Here is a 14,641-nt window from a genome sequence, read left to right as displayed (position 1 = left end):
GCGAAGCGTTCAGCCCCGGCCGATCTCCTCCTTGATCATCAGCTTTCGCTTCTTGAGGGCCTGTATCACCACGGCATCAGGCATCGGGCGGCTCAATTCGTCGTGAAGCCGGCGATCGATACCGGCGTGCTTGAGCTGCAGGGCGCTGACGTGAGAACTTTCCATGAATGGTGTCTCCTCTTTCGTGGATACGCGATCCCTCTTTCCGGTGGCCCGGATTGGCGACTCGGTTCTCAGGGAACGGCGCAATCGAAGGGAACCACATTCACAGCATCTTGCGAAGTCCGGGATTGCTACATATCGGTGAGTTGCGTGAAACCTGCGTCAGGCCGGATTCACCAATCGCACTGCACAAACGGGCCCATTCTAGCGTTCGAGGAATCCGCCGTGACCGAAGAGGAAATGCGTAAACGGCTGGAAATCCTGCGGATCGAGCACCGCGATCTCGACGCCGCGATCGATGCCCTGCGCGCGGCAGGCGGCACCGACCAGCTGCAGATCGCACGCCTGAAAAAGCGCAAGCTGGGCCTAAAGGACCAGATCAGCCACATTGAGGACTACCTGATTCCCGACATCATCGCCTGAGATGCTCCGCAATCCGGCGCGCGACTTTCGGGGCCCTGTGAAAAATCAGGGCAACGTGAAAAATCAGGGCAAATCCGCAATAAAGGTTAAAGCGCGTCAACCTTAAACCGTGCCAGTCAGGGACACATGCCCTGTCCAGCCGGCGTTTGCGTACCTTTCCCATTGCCCCTGATTCGCGCATGCGAAATAGCTGTTGGCCATGACCCACACGCTGGCCATCTGCCCCCGCATCGTGGAGGGCCTCTACCGCGAGGCGCTCGCGCTGTCGGAAGACGTGCGCGGGACTTTCTCCGCGTCCGGGCAGATGTCCGGCCAGCTTGCGCCCCCGGCCCGTCCGCCATCCGGCGCGAGGACACCCTCCACCGACGAGGACCGCATCCGCATCGCCTATTCGCGCGTGGGCCTCGCCACGACGACGCGCATGATGCACGCGATTGCCTGGCTGCTGCAGCACCGCGCCTACTTCATGGGCGAGATCGGGGAGGAGCAGCTCCGCCGCCACGGACGGCTGGCCCAGGACCTGCGCCATGCCCGCGAGGGACGCGCGGATGACGAGACTCTGCTCGATGCCGGGATCACCCGGCTCGTCGCGCGCACCCGCACCTTCTACGCGCGCCTGGAGCGCCTTGACGAGACCTGGAGCCTGTCGCGCGAGGAAGCCGCGGCGGCCAGCGCCATCGAGCGGCTGCGCCAGCGCATCGAGGGCCGCCTCGCCAGCTGAGTGCCCGGCGCGGCTCTTTTCGCCGGCCGACACGCCTCGACATGCGCGCCCCAAGCCCCCATAGCGCCTCCATGCAGAGCGACGCGGAACCCGAGCGGCCTTATGCCCTGGCCGAGACGATTGCCCCCAAGGTACGGCGCGTTCTCGCGCGCAATCCCTCGCCTTTCACCTACACGGGTACCCAGACCTACCTCGTGGGCGATGGCGCCGAGGTTGCCGTGATCGATCCCGGCCCCGCCGAAGAGGAGCACCTCGCCGCGATCCTCGACGCGCTGGGCGAGGCCCGCCTCACAGCGATCGCGTGCACCCACACCCACCGCGACCACTCGCCCGCAGCCGCGCCGCTGAGCGCGCGCACGGGCGCCCCCATCATCGGCTGCGCGCCGCTCACGCTGGAAGACGACGGCCCGCGTGCCGATGCGGCCTTCGACGCCGACTACCGCCCCTCCCGCGTGCTCGCCGACGGCGAGAGCATTTCGGGCGAGGGCTGGACGCTCACCGCGGTTGCGACACCCGGCCACACCTCCAACCACCTGTGCTTTGCGCTGGAGGAAACCGGCGCGCTTTTCACCGGCGATCACGTCATGGGCTGGTCGACCAGGTCGTCTCCCCGCCCGATGGCGACATGAGCGACTACCTCGCCAGCCTCGCGCGGCTCTACGAGCGTACGCAGGACACCATCTACTTTCCCGCGCATGGCCCCGCGATTACCAAGCCCCACCAACTCGTGCGCGGGATGCTCGGCCACCGCCGCAGCCGCGAGCGCCAGATCCTGCGCCAGATCGAAGCGGGCAACACCACCATCCCGGCCATGGTCCCTGCCATGTACAAGGGCGTCGACGAGCGTCTCTGGCCCGCGGCAGGCCGCTCCGTGCTGGCCCACCTCATCGACCTGGAGCGCCGCGACCTGGTCCTGCGCTGCGGCGATGCGTGGCGTTTGCCCGAGGGAATCGCTTGACAGCACCCCTGCGATAATTGCGAAAATGTAAAACAGGATTTCGTAAATCGCACGAGTTGACGTACCCTGCCCCCAGAAAAACCGAAAAACTGGGGGAAGACATATGGCAAGCCTGGCACCTGCCAAAACCAAGGCACTGAGCTTCTGGCAAAAAGTCGCGCTGGGAATCGCGGCGTTCGATCTCTTCGCGTTCCTGCAATTTACCGCGCGCGGATTCGCCGATGTCGGCGCCGCGCCGCTGTGGATCCATCTTCACGCCGCCGCGATGCTCGCCTGGCTCGGCTTCTTCGTTCTCCAGCCCACGCTGATCGCACGCGGCGATGTCGCCCGCCATCGCCAGACCGGGGCCATCGCTCTTGTCCTCGCGCTCGGCGTCGTGGTGCTGGGGGCCTACTCCACCTACATGAGCGTGGCGAGCCGCCACGTACCCGGCTTCTTTGCGCCGTCCTACTTCCTGACGCTCAACACCATCAACATCGCGACTTTCGGCGCCTTGGTGATGGCTGCGGTGGTGGCGCTCGGGCGTGACATCACGGCGCACCCGCGCCTGATCGTGGGGGCCAACGTGATGATCCTGGAGCCCGCGCTGGGGCGTCTCCTGCCCTTCCCGCTGATGCAGCCCTGGGGCGAATTTGCCGTCATGGTGCTGCAGCTGGGCGTCCTGGCGCTGGTCGCACGCCACGATCTGGCCCAGTTCGGGCGGGTCCACCGCGCCACGCTGGTCTCGCTTGGGGCCGTGGCCTTCTCGCACACCCTGGTCGAGATGATGGGCCGCCTCCCCGCCGTCCAGGCGCTGGCCGAGCGCATCGCGCAAGGCTAAGCCCTGACAGGAGCGCGTCCACCTGGCGGCCAGGTCGCCACCCGCCGCGCCCTTGCGCATTTTTCCCTTGGGTCCTTGCACACCCGCCCCTAAGTAGGCCGCAAAAGGGGATCGGACTGGCGCAGGCGCGCCGCGAACCGAGACGCCCGGACAAGGACCGAAGGGAAATCCGCCATGACTGCCATGCCTGATCGTGCCGATCTGAAGGGCCTCGATCTGCGGGCCGAGATCGAGCGTCTGCGCAAGGAGCGCAACGCCGTCATCCTCGCCCACTACTACCAGAAGCCCGAGTTGCAGGACCTGGCCGACTTCGTGGGCGACAGTCTGGAACTCAGCCGCAAGGCCGCCGAGACCGACGCAGACGTCATCGCCTTTTGCGGCGTCAAGTTCATGGCCGAGGTCGCCAAGATCCTCTCGCCCGAGAAGACCGTGATCCTGCCCGACATGGAAGCGGGCTGCAGCCTCGAAGACTCCTGCCCGCCTGAAAAGTTCAAGGCGTTCCGTGAGGCCCATCCGGACCACATCGCGCTCACCTACATCAACTGCTCGACCGAGGTGAAGGCGCTCTCGGACGTGATCGTGACCAGCTCCAGCGCGGAGACGATCCTCCAGCAGATCCCGGCCGACCAGAAGATCATCTTCGGCCCCGACCGGCACCTGGGCGGCTATCTTTCGCGCAAGTTCAACCGCGAGATGCTGCTCTGGCCGGGCGTGTGCATCGTGCATGAGGCCTTCAGCGAGACCGAGCTTCTGAAGCTCAAGGCGCAGCATCCCGGTGCGCCGATCGCCGCACACCCGGAATGCCCGCCGACCATCGTCGACCACGCCGACTACGTGGGCTCGACCAGCGGCATCCTCAACTACGCCAAGGCGATGGAAGGCGACACGCTGATCGTCGCGACCGAGCCGCACATCATCCACCAGATGGAACGCGCGCTGCCGGGCAAGACGTTCATCGGCGCGCCGGGTGCGGACGGCAACTGCAACTGCAACATCTGCCCCTACATGGCGCTCAACACCATGGAAAAGCTCTACATCGCGCTCCGCGATCTGGAACCGAAGATCGAGATCGAGGAAACCCTGCGGCTCGATGCCAAGAAGAGCCTTGATGCCATGCTCGAAATGGCCTCGGGCACGGTCGGCAAGGGCGACCTGGGCACCCGCTGAGACATGCCCGCCCGCCGCACCGTCCTGCGTGAAGGCGCCTTGCTGGGCGCAGGACTGGCGGCGGGCGCCCCCTTCCTTTCCGCCACGTCGCGCGCGGCTGTGCCCAGCGCCATCGCGCCCTACACGGCGGCCTGCGTGCAGACCCGCGTCCTTCCCACCTGGTCCTCCAGCGGCGCACCGCTCCCCGAAGCACTGGCGGCCAATGTCGAGACCCTCGCGGGCGCCATTGCACGCACGGCGGGCGAGAGCGGCGCGAAGCTCCTCGTCTTTTCCGAGTTCTGCCTGCAGATGCCGCTCGTGCGCCTCTCGCCCGAGCAATGGGAAGCGGGCGCGGTCGATCTTGCAGGCCCCGAGATCGCCCGGCTTCGCGCCGCCGCGCAGCGCGCGGGCGCCTACGTCGTCCTCAATCCTGTCGAGGCCATCGCCGCATTTCCGGGACGCTATTTCCTGACCGGACTGCTGCTCTCCCCCTCAGGCGAGATCGCGCTCACCTACCGCAAGCTCTACGACCTCACCAGCAAGACCCGGCCGAGCGACGTGCTGCCGCAATGGCGCGACCTCTATGGAGACGATTCGCTGTTTCCCATAGCCGACACGCCGCTGGGCCGGATCGGGCTGACGGTGGGGACCGACGCCAACTGGCCCGAAATGGTGCGCAGCCTGGCCTTGCGGGGCGCCGAAGTCGTGGCCACCTGCCTCGCCTCACCCAACGCGACGCCCAGTTCCCCGGCCATGCGCGCCGCCAACGCCCCCGATGCCAACGACCCGGCGCTGCCCGTCATGGCCCGGCGCCTGCGCGCCTATGAGAACATGGCCTATATGCTGACCGCGAATCTGGGCCCCGTGGGAGAGGCAGACGGCAATCCTCTCGGGGCCATGCAGCCCAGTGAAATCGTGGACTACCACGGCAACGTGCTGGCTGCCTCGAGCGATGCCGGTGCCCGCGCGATCACGGCCACGCTCGACATCGAGGCCCAGCGCCGCGCGCGCTGCACGCCCGGGCCTGCCAACGCGCTGCTCCAGCTCCAGAGCGGGCTCCACGCCCCCGACTATGCCGCCGCGCGCTTCGATGCGCCGCCCGCGCCGGGAGAGGATCACGCACAGGCGCAGCGCGCGCGCATCCGCGATCTTATCGCGCGCGGCGTTCTGACCGCGCCCGCCTCAGGGCTGCCCTGAGGCCGCTTCCTGTTCCAGCTGCGCGTCGAGCGCCGCCCCGAAATGCGCCGAGAGCGCTTTGCACGGCTCCGGCCCTGTCGCGCCCGCCGCCTGCGCATGGGGCGGATGCGCCGGCAAAACCTGATCGCAGGGCAAGGTCTTCAGACGTGCCAGCCCGTCGCGGAACGCGGCCAGCGCCCCGGCATTCTCGGGCGCGGAATAGCGGTAGGTGCCATCGGTGCGCGAGGTCAGGCTGGCCGCTGCGACAAGCGTGCGGCAGCCATCCGCGTTCGCGCAGCTCTGCCAGGACCAGGTGAGGCTGCCTGGCGTATGACCGGGCGTCGCGTGCGCGGTCAGTTCCAGAGCGCCCAGACGCACCACCTCGCCATCGCTAACCACCGTCACCTCAGGCACCGGAGCATAGGTGAAGAGCTCATCCAGTTGCGGATCGCTGCGGGTCGAATGGCCTGCGCGCAGCACCTCGGCCCCCGCCGCGCTTGCCAGCACCTTCGCGCCGCTGTCGCGGGCCAGTGCGGCAAGGCCGCTGGCGTGATCGTAGTGCGGCTCGGTGCTGAGGATCAGCTTCACGTCGGCAATGGCATAGCCGATCTGTTCAAGGTGCGCCTCGATGACCGGGGCCCACTGGGCAAGCCCGGCATCGATCAGCACCAGCCCGGCTCCGCTGTCGATCAGCGTGACCGCAAGCGTGGGCGAGCCCAGCGACCAGGTCGCCCCATGGACAAGACGCGGCGGCCCGGGCTCCCCGAAAGCTTCGGCATATTGCAGCGCGACGGGGCGGGTGAGCGGGTCGTCCCGGTCCTGGGCGAAAGCCGGGCCTGCGAGGACCAGCCCCAGAGCCGCGGCAAAGGCAACCCTTGCGCGCATCCCCCTCACGCTTCGCGCCATTCGCCGTTGGCGATGCCCTCAAGGCTCCAGTCCCCGATGCGCCAGCGCACCAGCCGCAGCGTCGGGTGGCCGACAGCCGCCGTCATGCGCCGCACCTGCCGGTTGCGCCCCTCGCGGATAGTGAGCTCCAGCCAGCAGTCGGGCACCGACTTGCGAAAGCGCACAGGCGGCGTGCGGTCCCACAACTCGGGCTCCTCGATCCGGCGCACATCGGCCGGGCGGGTCATCCCGTCCTTCAGCATCACGCCCTTGCGCAGCGCGGCGAGCGCGGCCTCGTCGGGCTCGCGCTCGACCTGGACGAGATAGGTCTTCTCGGTCTTGTACTTCGGGTCCGAGATGCGCGACTGCAGCCGCCCATCGTCGGTCAGGAGCAGGAGCCCCTCGCTGTCGCGGTCGAGCCGCCCGGCAGGATAGACACCGGGCACGTCGATATAGTCCGACAGCGTCGCGCGCGGACTGGGCGAGCGGGCATCGGTGAACTGCGAGAGCACGTCGAAGGGCTTGTTGAACAGGATGAGGCGCGCCATCGCGAAAAGGGGTCTCCGACCGGATTGGGGGGGAACAAGCGTGTGCTTTCGTGCACTTTGCCGGTTGGAAGGAAAACGTCAATGATCGCCCGCCTGCATTCGTACTGGTACGCGCTGCGCGCCAGCTACTGGTTCTACCCCGCCCTCTTCGCGCTGTGCGCCGTCCTTCTGGGCACGGTGATGGTGGAAGTGGACCAGACAGACCTCCTCGCCCGCTTCGTCGAGGACGGCTGGCTGCGCCCGATGCACGCCTCGGATGCAAGCGATCTGCTGGGCGTGGCGACCGGCTCGATGCTGGGCGTGGCGGGTACGGTGTTCTCGATCACGATTGCCGCGGTGGCCTATGCCAGCGGCAACTATGGTCCCCGCCTCCTGACCAACTTCATGGAGGACAAGGGCAACCAGCTCAGCCTCGCGACCTTCATCGGCACCTTCGTCTATGGCCTTACCGTCCTGCGCGCGATGCGCGGCGGCGGCGGGGGCGAGGCTTTCGTGCCCCAGATCTCGCTCCTTGTCGCCTTCGCCTTGCTGATCGTGACGACGGCGGTGCTGGTCTATTTCCTCCACCACATTCCCGCCAGCATCCGCATCGACACCGTGCTCGAAGCGATCGGTCGGCGCCTGCTGCGCCAGATCGCCACGCGCTATCCCGAGGAGGGTTCGCGCGACCCGGCCCGGCGCGCGACCCCGCAGGGTGAGGCCATCTGCGCGCAGGAGACCGGCTACGTGCGCGTCATCGAACTCGACACCCTGTGCGAGGTCGCCGCGCGCCACGATCGGTTGGTGAACCTCGCCGTGCGCACCGGCGACTTCGTCTATCCCGGCGTCGTCCTCGCCCATACCGACGCGCGCCGCCTTGAAGGCTCGTTTGCCGGCGAAGTGCGCGCGACAATGGCGCTCGGCGCCTCGCGCACGGCCGAGCAGGACATCGAGTTCTCGATGGACGAACTGGTCGAGATTGCGCTGCGCGCGCTGTCGCCGGGAATCAACGATCCCTTCACCGCGATCACCGCGCTCCACTGGATCGGCGCGGCTACCGCCGATTTCGGACGCCGGGACCTTGCCTTCGAGACCTGGAACACGGGCGATCCGGCCTGCCCCGTCGCGCGCCTCCACAGCGATTTCGCGCACTTCCTCCAGCGCGGGTTTGTCGCCATGCGCAGCGCGGTGGCGACGAGCCGCCTTGCCGCGCTGATGGCGCTGGAGTCCCTCCACACCGCATCGCAGCAGGTGACCTCGGCGCACCGGAGCCGGTTGCTGCTGGACGAGATGGACCGGCTGGCCGAGCAGGCCGCCGAGCACCTCTCCGGCCCCGACATTGCCCTGGTGCGTGAACGGCACGCTCTGTTGCGCAGTGAAGGTTGAACAAGGAAGATGGATTCAAGGGGCCATCGCCCCTTGACCCCGGAATGGGCCGCCTCACCTTTCTCCGCCAGGGCAGCGCGCGCAAGGTGAGGTCAGCCCGAGGGCGATGGCCCTCAGGCCTTCTTCGCCCCCTCCCCGCGCGTCATCACCAGCGACCAGATCACCCCGCCCGCGATGAGGGCCACGGTCACGCCCAGGCTCAGGACCGGCGGGATCTTGGCGCCCGACAGCAGGAAGTCGGAGACGAAGATCTTGCCCCCGATGAAGACCAGCACGAGCGCGAGCGCGTACTGCAGGTAGTGGAAGCGGTGCACCATCGCGGCGAGCGCGAAGTAGAGCGCGCGCAGGCCCAGGATAGCCATGATGTTCGAGGTGTAGACGATGAAGGTGTCGCGCGTGATCGTGAAGATCGCCGGGACCGAATCGACCGCAAAGACAAGGTCGGCCAGGTTGATCACCACCAGCGCCAGGAACAGCGGTGTCGCGGCCCAGACCATGCGGCTCGCGCGCGTACCTTCGGGTGCCTCGGGATTGGCCGGGACCTTCACGAAGAAGTGCTCGGCGTGGTGCTCCTTGGTGACGCGAAGGTGCGTGGAGATCCAGCGCACGGCCGCGTTGTTGCCCACGTCCGGTTCGCTCTCGCCCGTCACCAGCATCTTGAGGCCGGTGAAGATCAGGAACGCGGCAAACAGGTACATCACCCAGTAGGCGCTCTCGATCATCGCCGCGCCGCCTGCAATCATGATCCCGCGCAGCACGATCACCGCGAGGATACCCCACAGGAGCGCGCGGTACTGGTATTTGCGCTCCACGGCAAAGAAGCTGAAGATCATCGAGATGACGAAGACGTTGTCGATCGAGAGCGCCTTCTCGATGAAGTAGCCGGTGTAGTACTCCATGCCCGCCGTGGGGCCCTTCTGGACCCAGATCCAGCCGCCGAAGATCATGGCGATGCCGATGTAGAAGACCGACAGCTTGAGCGATTCGCCGATGCCCATTTCCTTGTCGTCCTTGTGCAGGACGCCAAGATCGAAGGCGGTCAGGGCGATGACGATGGCGATGAACGCGAGCCAGAACCACAGGCTCGTGCCCATCCAGTAGGTCGATAGAAATTCCATGGATCAGGACCTGCTTGATACGGGAAAAAAGGAAGCGCCGGCGCGTCGGAGGGGGACTTACGCGCCGGCGCGGGAACAGGCCGTTGTCAGGCCGTCGCCATGGGGGATGGCAGGCGCTGGAGCCTGTTCCGAAGGGTTTCCTTTGCCTTTAGCAGGAGGGCGATCAGGGCCGGATCGGACGTGCGTCCGGCCTGCAGGCGACGAAGCCGCGAATCCAGTCGCGCCAGCGTCTCGAGCATTGCATACATCTTATCGGTCATCGGTCATTCCCTGTCGAACGCATGTGATAGTTCGATCGGTCGAGACGACGCTTGGTTGCATGGGGCGGTGCAAGTTTGCCCCTGAAACCGCAATTTGGACCCGTGGAATACATGCGCGACCCGGATCGTTGCATCGGTCTTTCCCGATGCGGTCCGACATCACGCGGCGATCAGCGCTCCGCATGGAAGAGGCTCAATCGCTCGCGCCAGAGGGGCCCGGCCCGCTCCATCCATATAAGACCAAAACGCTCTTGTTACAACCGCGCCGTCCCGCGCGTGTCCTCCTGCACCTTGACCTGCGCCGCAAAACGATATTAATATGATATCACTTTAACAGGGAGAGCCTATCGATGTCCGCCACCCTTCAGCCGATGAACGCCAGCCGCGAGCGCCCCGCGTCCGCCTTCAACGGCTACCTCATGCTGGTTGTGCTTCTGGGGCTGGCACTGCTTGCCCTCCTCAGTGTGGGGGCCGGTGTCGGTTCGGGCTCTCCGGTCTTCCTGCTCCTGCTGGTCCCCAGCGCGCTCGCCGCGCTGCTCGTGCTTCCGGGTTTCTACATGATCCAGCCCAACCAGGGCGCGGCCATCGTCCTGTTCGGCAGCTACCGCGGGACCGACCGCACGACGGGCCTGCGCTGGACCTGGCCGTGGATGATGAAGTCCAAGGTCTCGGTGCGCACCAACAACATCGTCTCGGAGAAGCTCAAGGTGAACGACCTGCGCGGCAATCCCATCGAGATCGCCGCGAACGTCGTCTGGCGCGTCTCCGACACCGCCCAGGCGCTCTACGATGTCGACGACTACCACAGCTTCGTCGACGTCCAGATCGAGGCGGCCGTGCGCACCATCGGCTCGCGCTACCCTTACGATGGCGAAGACGAGGACACGACGCTGCGCGGCAGCCACGAGGACGTCAACCGCGAACTGCGCGAGGAACTGAACGAGCGGCTGCGCGTGGCGGGCGTGACGGTCGACGAATGCGGCCTCACCCACCTTGCCTACGCCCCCGAGATCGCGGGTGCCATGCTGCGCCGCCAGCAGGCCGAAGCGGTCATCGCCGCGCGCCGCAAGCTGGTCGAGGGCGCGGTCTCGATGGTCGAGATGGCGCTGGCGCAGCTCTCGGAGAAGCAGGTCGTCGAGCTTGATGACGAACGCCGCGCGGCGATGGTCTCCAACCTCATGGTCGTGCTGTGCGGCGAGCGGGACACCCAGCCCGTCGTCAACGCCGGCTCGCTCTACCAGTAGTAAGGCGCTGCGGCGGCCCGTCATGCCCAGTTCCGCGAAGAAGGCCTTTCCCCTGCGGCTCGATCCCGAGCTTCACGCCGCGCTGGAGCGCGCGGCCGCAGGCGACCTGCGCTCGGTGAATGCCGAGATCGAGGTCCTGCTGCGCGAGGCGCTCGCCCGGCGCGGGGTGAAGGTTCCGGTCAGCCCGCCCTCGCGGCGTGGCCGTCCGCCTGCAACGTCCACGTCAAAGCCCGGGAGTGAGGAGACATGAGCACCCGCAATACGCGCAAGGCCCGCGAGGCCGCCCGCGCCGAACAGGCGAAAGCGCAGGCCGAGGCCCGCGCCTGGTTCGCCCCCAAGCGCTATGGCCTGGGCTCGGGCCTTCCGATCCGCTGGCAGGGCTGGCTGGTCTACGCCCTCTACCTCGCCGCCATCGCGGGCTGCGTGGTTCTTTTCCAGACGGGAACCACCGGCGCACGGGGCAGCGCCATCGGCCTGTTCCTCGCCGTCAGCGCGCTTGTCCTGCCCATCTGCGCCCACCACACGCGGGGCGGCTGGAGCTGGCGCTGGGGCCGCACCGACTAGGGCGGCCTGTACCGAAGCGGGACGGCGGCCTTTCGCGTTTACCCTTTGCGCCCCAACCGGGCGTAAGACCATCTGATGCGCACGACCCGACTCGCCCTTGCGGCCGCCCTGCTGGGAGCCAGCCCGCTCCTCCCCGCCGCCTCCTCCGCACAAGGGCAGGAGACGCCGTACACCGTCGTGGAGAGCCAGCGCAGCTACGCGCGCCTGCAGGAAGCGGTCGACGCCATCGGCGATGGCACGGGCACGATCCGCTTCGCCCCGCGCCGCTACGCCGACTGCGCGGTGCAGACGCAAGGCTCCATCACCTACCAGGCGCAGGTCCCCGGGCAGGCCGTCCTCGATGGCGTGACCTGCGAGGGCAAGGCCGCGCTGGTCCTGCGCGGACGCGCCGCACGCATCGAGGGGCTCGTCTTCGCCAACTTCCGCGTGCCCGAGAAGAACGGCGCAGGCGTCCGCCTCGAACACGGCGACCTCTTGGTCTCGCAAAGCTGGTTCCGCGACAGCGAGCAGGGCATCCTGACGGGCAGCGACCCGGACGGGCGCATCGCCATCGACAAGTCGACCTTCACGCGCCTGGGTACGTGCGAGGGGCCGGGCTGCGCGCACTCGCTCTACATCGGCGACTACGGCACGCTGACCGTCACACGCAGCCGCTTCGAGGCGGGCACGGGCGGGCATTACGTCAAGAGCCGGGCTGCGCGCGTCGCCATCCTCAACTCCAGCTTCGACGACACGCAGGGGCGCGCCACCAATTACATGATCGACCTGCCCGATGGCGCGACCGGCGAGATCGCCGACAACTGGTTCGTGCAGGGCCGCGACAAGGAGAACTACTCCGCCTTCATCGCGCTCGCCGCCGAACACCGGAACCACCCCTCGGCAGGCCTGTCGGTCCACGGCAACAACGCCCGCTTCGCGCCGGGGATCGAGCGGCGCAGCGCCTTTGTCGCCGACTGGACGAAGGAGCCCATCCGCATCGAGGGCAACACGCTGGGCGCAGGGCTCGTCCGGTTCGAGGCGCGCTGAGGTTCGCTACAGGGGCAGAAGGGAAAAGAGATATCCGAGGGCCATCGCCCTCGGGCTCCCCGAACTGACGACCTCGGGGCTCTCGCGCCACGCTGGCTGAGAAAGGTGAGGTCGCCCATGCGCCCCGCCAGCCGAGACCCCACACCTCACCGCAAGCGCGTTGCGTGATAATGTATCCTCGTATACACGGCGAGGCGATGAGCTTTGGTCTCACCTTCCTCCTGCGCATGCGCATTTGGGCGCTTCTGCTGCTGGCCGCGATTGGCCTTCAGGCGGCAGAGCCCATTCGTGCCCCGCTCGAACGCGCCCCGGGTTCGGCCTGGAGTTCGGCGACAAGCGACCTTGCGCTCTCGCCCTCGCGGCGCGGCGAGGACGGCGCGCAGGACACCGCTCCCCAGCCTCCCCAGCCGCTTCCCGAGCGCAGCACCGCAGGCTTGAGCCCGAATGCGCCGGCCGTGCTCGCGGCGCTTTCGCTGGCCCCGCGCGCGCAGGCTCCGCCGCCCCAGCGCCATCCCCGCACGCCCCCCGAACAGCACCGCCCCGCCCCGCGCCTGAACCGACCCCGGCCGGGTGCGCCCTTGCGCGCGCCCTCCCCCCGCTTCGTTTCAGGACACTCTGCATGCTGCCCATCGAGAACGCAGGCGTCGTTGCCGCCGAAGAGCGCGCCCACGTCGCCTATCTGCTGACACGCTATCCCCACGAACTCACGCTGCGCGAGACCGAGGACCTCACCAACTGGTTCGACCGCGTCGCCACCCCGGCCGACGTCCTCGCGCTGGCGCAGGACCCGACCATCGCCCCCCACTACCGCGCGTTCCGCGCCGCCCATTACGGAGTTTCCGGACCGAGAAGAATCGGCCGGCTGCTTGTCGTGCTTGGGACGGTCGCAGCCGTCGCGGGCGCGCTATCCCTCATGGCGCCCTGACGGCGGAAGCCGGGGCGCGTTTCCCCCCAAGCATCCCGCGCGCGCCCCGGCTTCCAAATTTTCCGATGAAGATCATTTCCGAGGGCCATCGCCCTCAGGCTCCCCGAACTGTCGACCTCAAGGCTCTTGCGCCACGCGGGTTGAGAGAGGTGAGGTCGCCCGTTTTGGGGTCAAGGGGCGATGGCCCCTTGAAAAAACCTTCCCTCTTCGGCTTAGAGAATGTGTCCGGTCCGATCCCGCTTGGTATCGAGATAGCGCGCGTTGTGGGGGTTCGCTGGCAGCTTGTGCGCCACGCGCTCCACCACATCGACGCCCACGCCCTTGAGCGCTTCGACCTTGGAAGGGTTGTTCGTCATCAGCCGGATCGCGCCGACCTTGAGCAGGTCCAGCATCCGCGCCGCGACGGGAAAGTCGCGCGCTTCGGTGGGCAGGCCCAGGCGATTGTTGGCATCGACCGTGTCGAGCCCCTGGTCCTGCAGGCGATAGGCGCGCAGCTTGTTGATGAGCCCGATCCCGCGCCCTTCCTGGCGCATGTAGAGAAGGACGCCCCAGCCCCCTTCGTCTGCCTCGGCCGCCATGGACCTGAGGGCCGCCTGGAGCTGCGGCCCGCAGTCGCACTTGAGCGAGCCCAGGATGTCGCCCGTCAGGCATTCCGAATGGAGCCGCACCAGCGGCACGCGCGCCTTGGACGGCGTACCGATCACCAGCGCGACGTGCTCGCGCATGTCATCGGCCGAGCGGAAGGCCACGATCTCGCTGTTCTCGCAGACTTCGACCGGCAGGCGCGCGCGCGAGGCAATGCCCAGGCGCGCGGTGTCCTTCCAGGCGTCGAGGTCGGCGACGGCGAGCGTCTGCGCGGCTCCGGCCTCGATATCCGGCGCAACGAGGAAGGCCGGCAGGATGCCCGCAAGGCGCGCCAGCTCCATCGCCACGCGCGCAGCTGCGCCATCGCCAAAGCCTTCCGAGAGAGGGAGCGCCGCGAAAGGCCCCTTCATCGGGTAGTCGAGATCGAGCGCGGGATCGGCGATCGCGCGCGCGGTCTCCAGCGTGAAGGGCTCCGCCGCGCGGATCAGCACCGGCGCCTCGGGCACCGCCGCCTCGCGCTGGTTCGCAAGTTTCAGCGTCACCGCGCGGGCCGAGGAAATCAGCATGCGCGGCGCGGCCGTACCCGGCGCAAAACCGGTCTCGGCAGGCAGAAGGACCTCGCCCTCTCCCACCTTTGCCCCTACGCGGATCGGCCAGCCATGGCGCAGCGCGTCGATGGCCAGCGCCACCCGGCGCGCCGGGAGGGAAAAGGCCG

General features: G+C 67.7%; 17 protein-coding genes and 1 pseudogene. 12 read left to right on the top strand and 6 right to left on the bottom strand.

The window, feature by feature from the left end:
* Nucleotides 1-9 precede the first annotated feature (9 nt).
* Nucleotides 10-165, bottom strand: a complete 156-nt coding sequence (locus MBENS4_RS24805) for a YdcH family protein (protein ID WP_084592079.1) — start codon at nt 163-165, stop codon at nt 10-12.
* Between the two features lie 222 nt (nt 166-387).
* Between MBENS4_RS24805 and MBENS4_RS13120 the strand changes: the two genes are divergently transcribed.
* The 6 genes and pseudogenes from MBENS4_RS13120 (at nt 388) to MBENS4_RS13095 (ending at nt 5,427) form a co-directional block, all read left to right on the top strand.
* Nucleotides 388-585, top strand: coding sequence for a YdcH family protein (locus MBENS4_RS13120; RefSeq protein WP_039391250.1), 198 nt, complete (start codon nt 388-390; stop codon nt 583-585).
* 199 nt (nt 586-784) lie between these two features.
* The gene (locus MBENS4_RS13115) at nt 785-1,306 is read left to right on the top strand and encodes a DUF1465 family protein (protein ID WP_039391248.1); all 522 of its coding nucleotides are present in this window, start codon (nt 785-787) and stop codon (nt 1,304-1,306) included.
* Between the two features lie 71 nt (nt 1,307-1,377).
* A pseudogene (locus MBENS4_RS13110) lies at nt 1,378-2,264 on the top strand (MBL fold metallo-hydrolase).
* Between the two features lie 103 nt (nt 2,265-2,367).
* Entirely contained in the window at nt 2,368-3,084 is a 717-nt protein-coding gene (locus tag MBENS4_RS13105) for a hypothetical protein (protein ID WP_039391246.1), read from the top strand.
* Nucleotides 3,085-3,258: 174 nt separating this feature from the next.
* Nucleotides 3,259-4,251, top strand: a complete 993-nt coding sequence (gene nadA / locus MBENS4_RS13100) for a quinolinate synthase NadA (RefSeq protein WP_039391245.1) — start codon at nt 3,259-3,261, stop codon at nt 4,249-4,251.
* A gap of 3 nt (nt 4,252-4,254) precedes the next feature.
* On the top strand, nt 4,255-5,427 hold the full coding sequence (locus MBENS4_RS13095) for a nitrilase-related carbon-nitrogen hydrolase (protein ID WP_039391244.1): 1,173 nt from the start codon (nt 4,255-4,257) through the stop codon (nt 5,425-5,427).
* Here the strand turns inward: MBENS4_RS13095 and MBENS4_RS13090 are convergent.
* Both MBENS4_RS13090 and MBENS4_RS13085 read right to left on the bottom strand, forming a co-directional pair.
* Nucleotides 5,413-6,291, bottom strand: a complete 879-nt coding sequence (locus tag MBENS4_RS13090; RefSeq protein WP_039391243.1) for an MBL fold metallo-hydrolase — start codon at nt 6,289-6,291, stop codon at nt 5,413-5,415. The genes MBENS4_RS13095 and MBENS4_RS13090 overlap by 15 nt on opposite strands.
* Before the next feature lie 5 nt (nt 6,292-6,296).
* Nucleotides 6,297-6,839, bottom strand: coding sequence for a pseudouridine synthase (locus tag MBENS4_RS13085; RefSeq protein ID WP_039391238.1), 543 nt, complete (start codon nt 6,837-6,839; stop codon nt 6,297-6,299).
* Between the two features lie 81 nt (nt 6,840-6,920).
* On the opposite strand from MBENS4_RS13085, the gene MBENS4_RS13080 reads away from it, so the two are divergent.
* Nucleotides 6,921-8,204 (top strand): DUF2254 domain-containing protein, encoded by a 1,284-nt coding sequence (locus MBENS4_RS13080; protein ID WP_039391236.1) that lies wholly within the window; start codon nt 6,921-6,923, stop codon nt 8,202-8,204.
* A 113-nt stretch (nt 8,205-8,317) separates the two neighbouring features.
* Here MBENS4_RS13080 and MBENS4_RS13075 read toward each other — a convergent pair whose 3' ends face one another.
* Nucleotides 8,318-9,322: a TerC family protein gene (locus MBENS4_RS13075; protein WP_039391234.1), complete on the bottom strand. Its 1,005-nt coding sequence runs from the start codon at nt 9,320-9,322 to the stop codon at nt 8,318-8,320.
* Between the two features lie 86 nt (nt 9,323-9,408).
* Nucleotides 9,409-9,582 carry a hypothetical protein gene (locus MBENS4_RS25830; RefSeq protein ID WP_159108061.1) on the bottom strand — a complete coding sequence of 58 codons (174 nt, stop codon included), beginning with the start codon at nt 9,580-9,582 and terminating at the stop codon, nt 9,409-9,411.
* A gap of 350 nt (nt 9,583-9,932) precedes the next feature.
* Here MBENS4_RS25830 and MBENS4_RS13070 point away from each other — a divergent pair, with 350 nt between their 5' ends.
* The 5 genes from MBENS4_RS13070 to MBENS4_RS13045 all read left to right on the top strand — a co-directional run bounded on the left by MBENS4_RS13070 (nt 9,933) and on the right by MBENS4_RS13045 (nt 13,341).
* Nucleotides 9,933-10,826 (top strand): SPFH domain-containing protein, encoded by an 894-nt coding sequence (locus MBENS4_RS13070; protein WP_039391232.1) that lies wholly within the window; start codon nt 9,933-9,935, stop codon nt 10,824-10,826.
* A gap of 22 nt (nt 10,827-10,848) precedes the next feature.
* Entirely contained in the window at nt 10,849-11,076 is a 228-nt protein-coding gene (locus MBENS4_RS13065; RefSeq protein ID WP_039391231.1) for a toxin-antitoxin system HicB family antitoxin, read from the top strand.
* Nucleotides 11,073-11,390, top strand: a complete 318-nt coding sequence (locus tag MBENS4_RS13060; protein WP_242404892.1) for a hypothetical protein — start codon at nt 11,073-11,075, stop codon at nt 11,388-11,390. The genes MBENS4_RS13065 and MBENS4_RS13060 overlap by 4 nt, the downstream gene beginning before the upstream one ends.
* A 75-nt stretch (nt 11,391-11,465) precedes the next feature.
* Nucleotides 11,466-12,416: a hypothetical protein gene (locus tag MBENS4_RS13055; RefSeq protein WP_039391229.1), complete on the top strand. Its 951-nt coding sequence runs from the start codon at nt 11,466-11,468 to the stop codon at nt 12,414-12,416.
* A gap of 619 nt (nt 12,417-13,035) precedes the next feature.
* Entirely contained in the window at nt 13,036-13,341 is a 306-nt protein-coding gene (locus MBENS4_RS13045) for a hypothetical protein (RefSeq protein WP_052322264.1), read from the top strand.
* Between the two features lie 212 nt (nt 13,342-13,553).
* Here MBENS4_RS13045 and ribA read toward each other — a convergent pair whose 3' ends face one another.
* Nucleotides 13,554-14,615 (bottom strand): GTP cyclohydrolase II, encoded by a 1,062-nt coding sequence (gene ribA / locus MBENS4_RS13040; protein ID WP_242404891.1) that lies wholly within the window; start codon nt 14,613-14,615, stop codon nt 13,554-13,556.
* Nucleotides 14,616-14,641 lie beyond the last annotated feature (26 nt).

This window comes from Novosphingobium sp. MBES04, from assembly GCF_000813185.1.
In the GTDB taxonomy this organism is placed as follows: Bacteria; Pseudomonadota; Alphaproteobacteria; order Sphingomonadales; family Sphingomonadaceae; genus Novosphingobium; species Novosphingobium decolorationis.
Note: the sequence above shows the minus strand (reverse complement) of the source record. Positions and strands in the feature narration are given on the sequence as shown.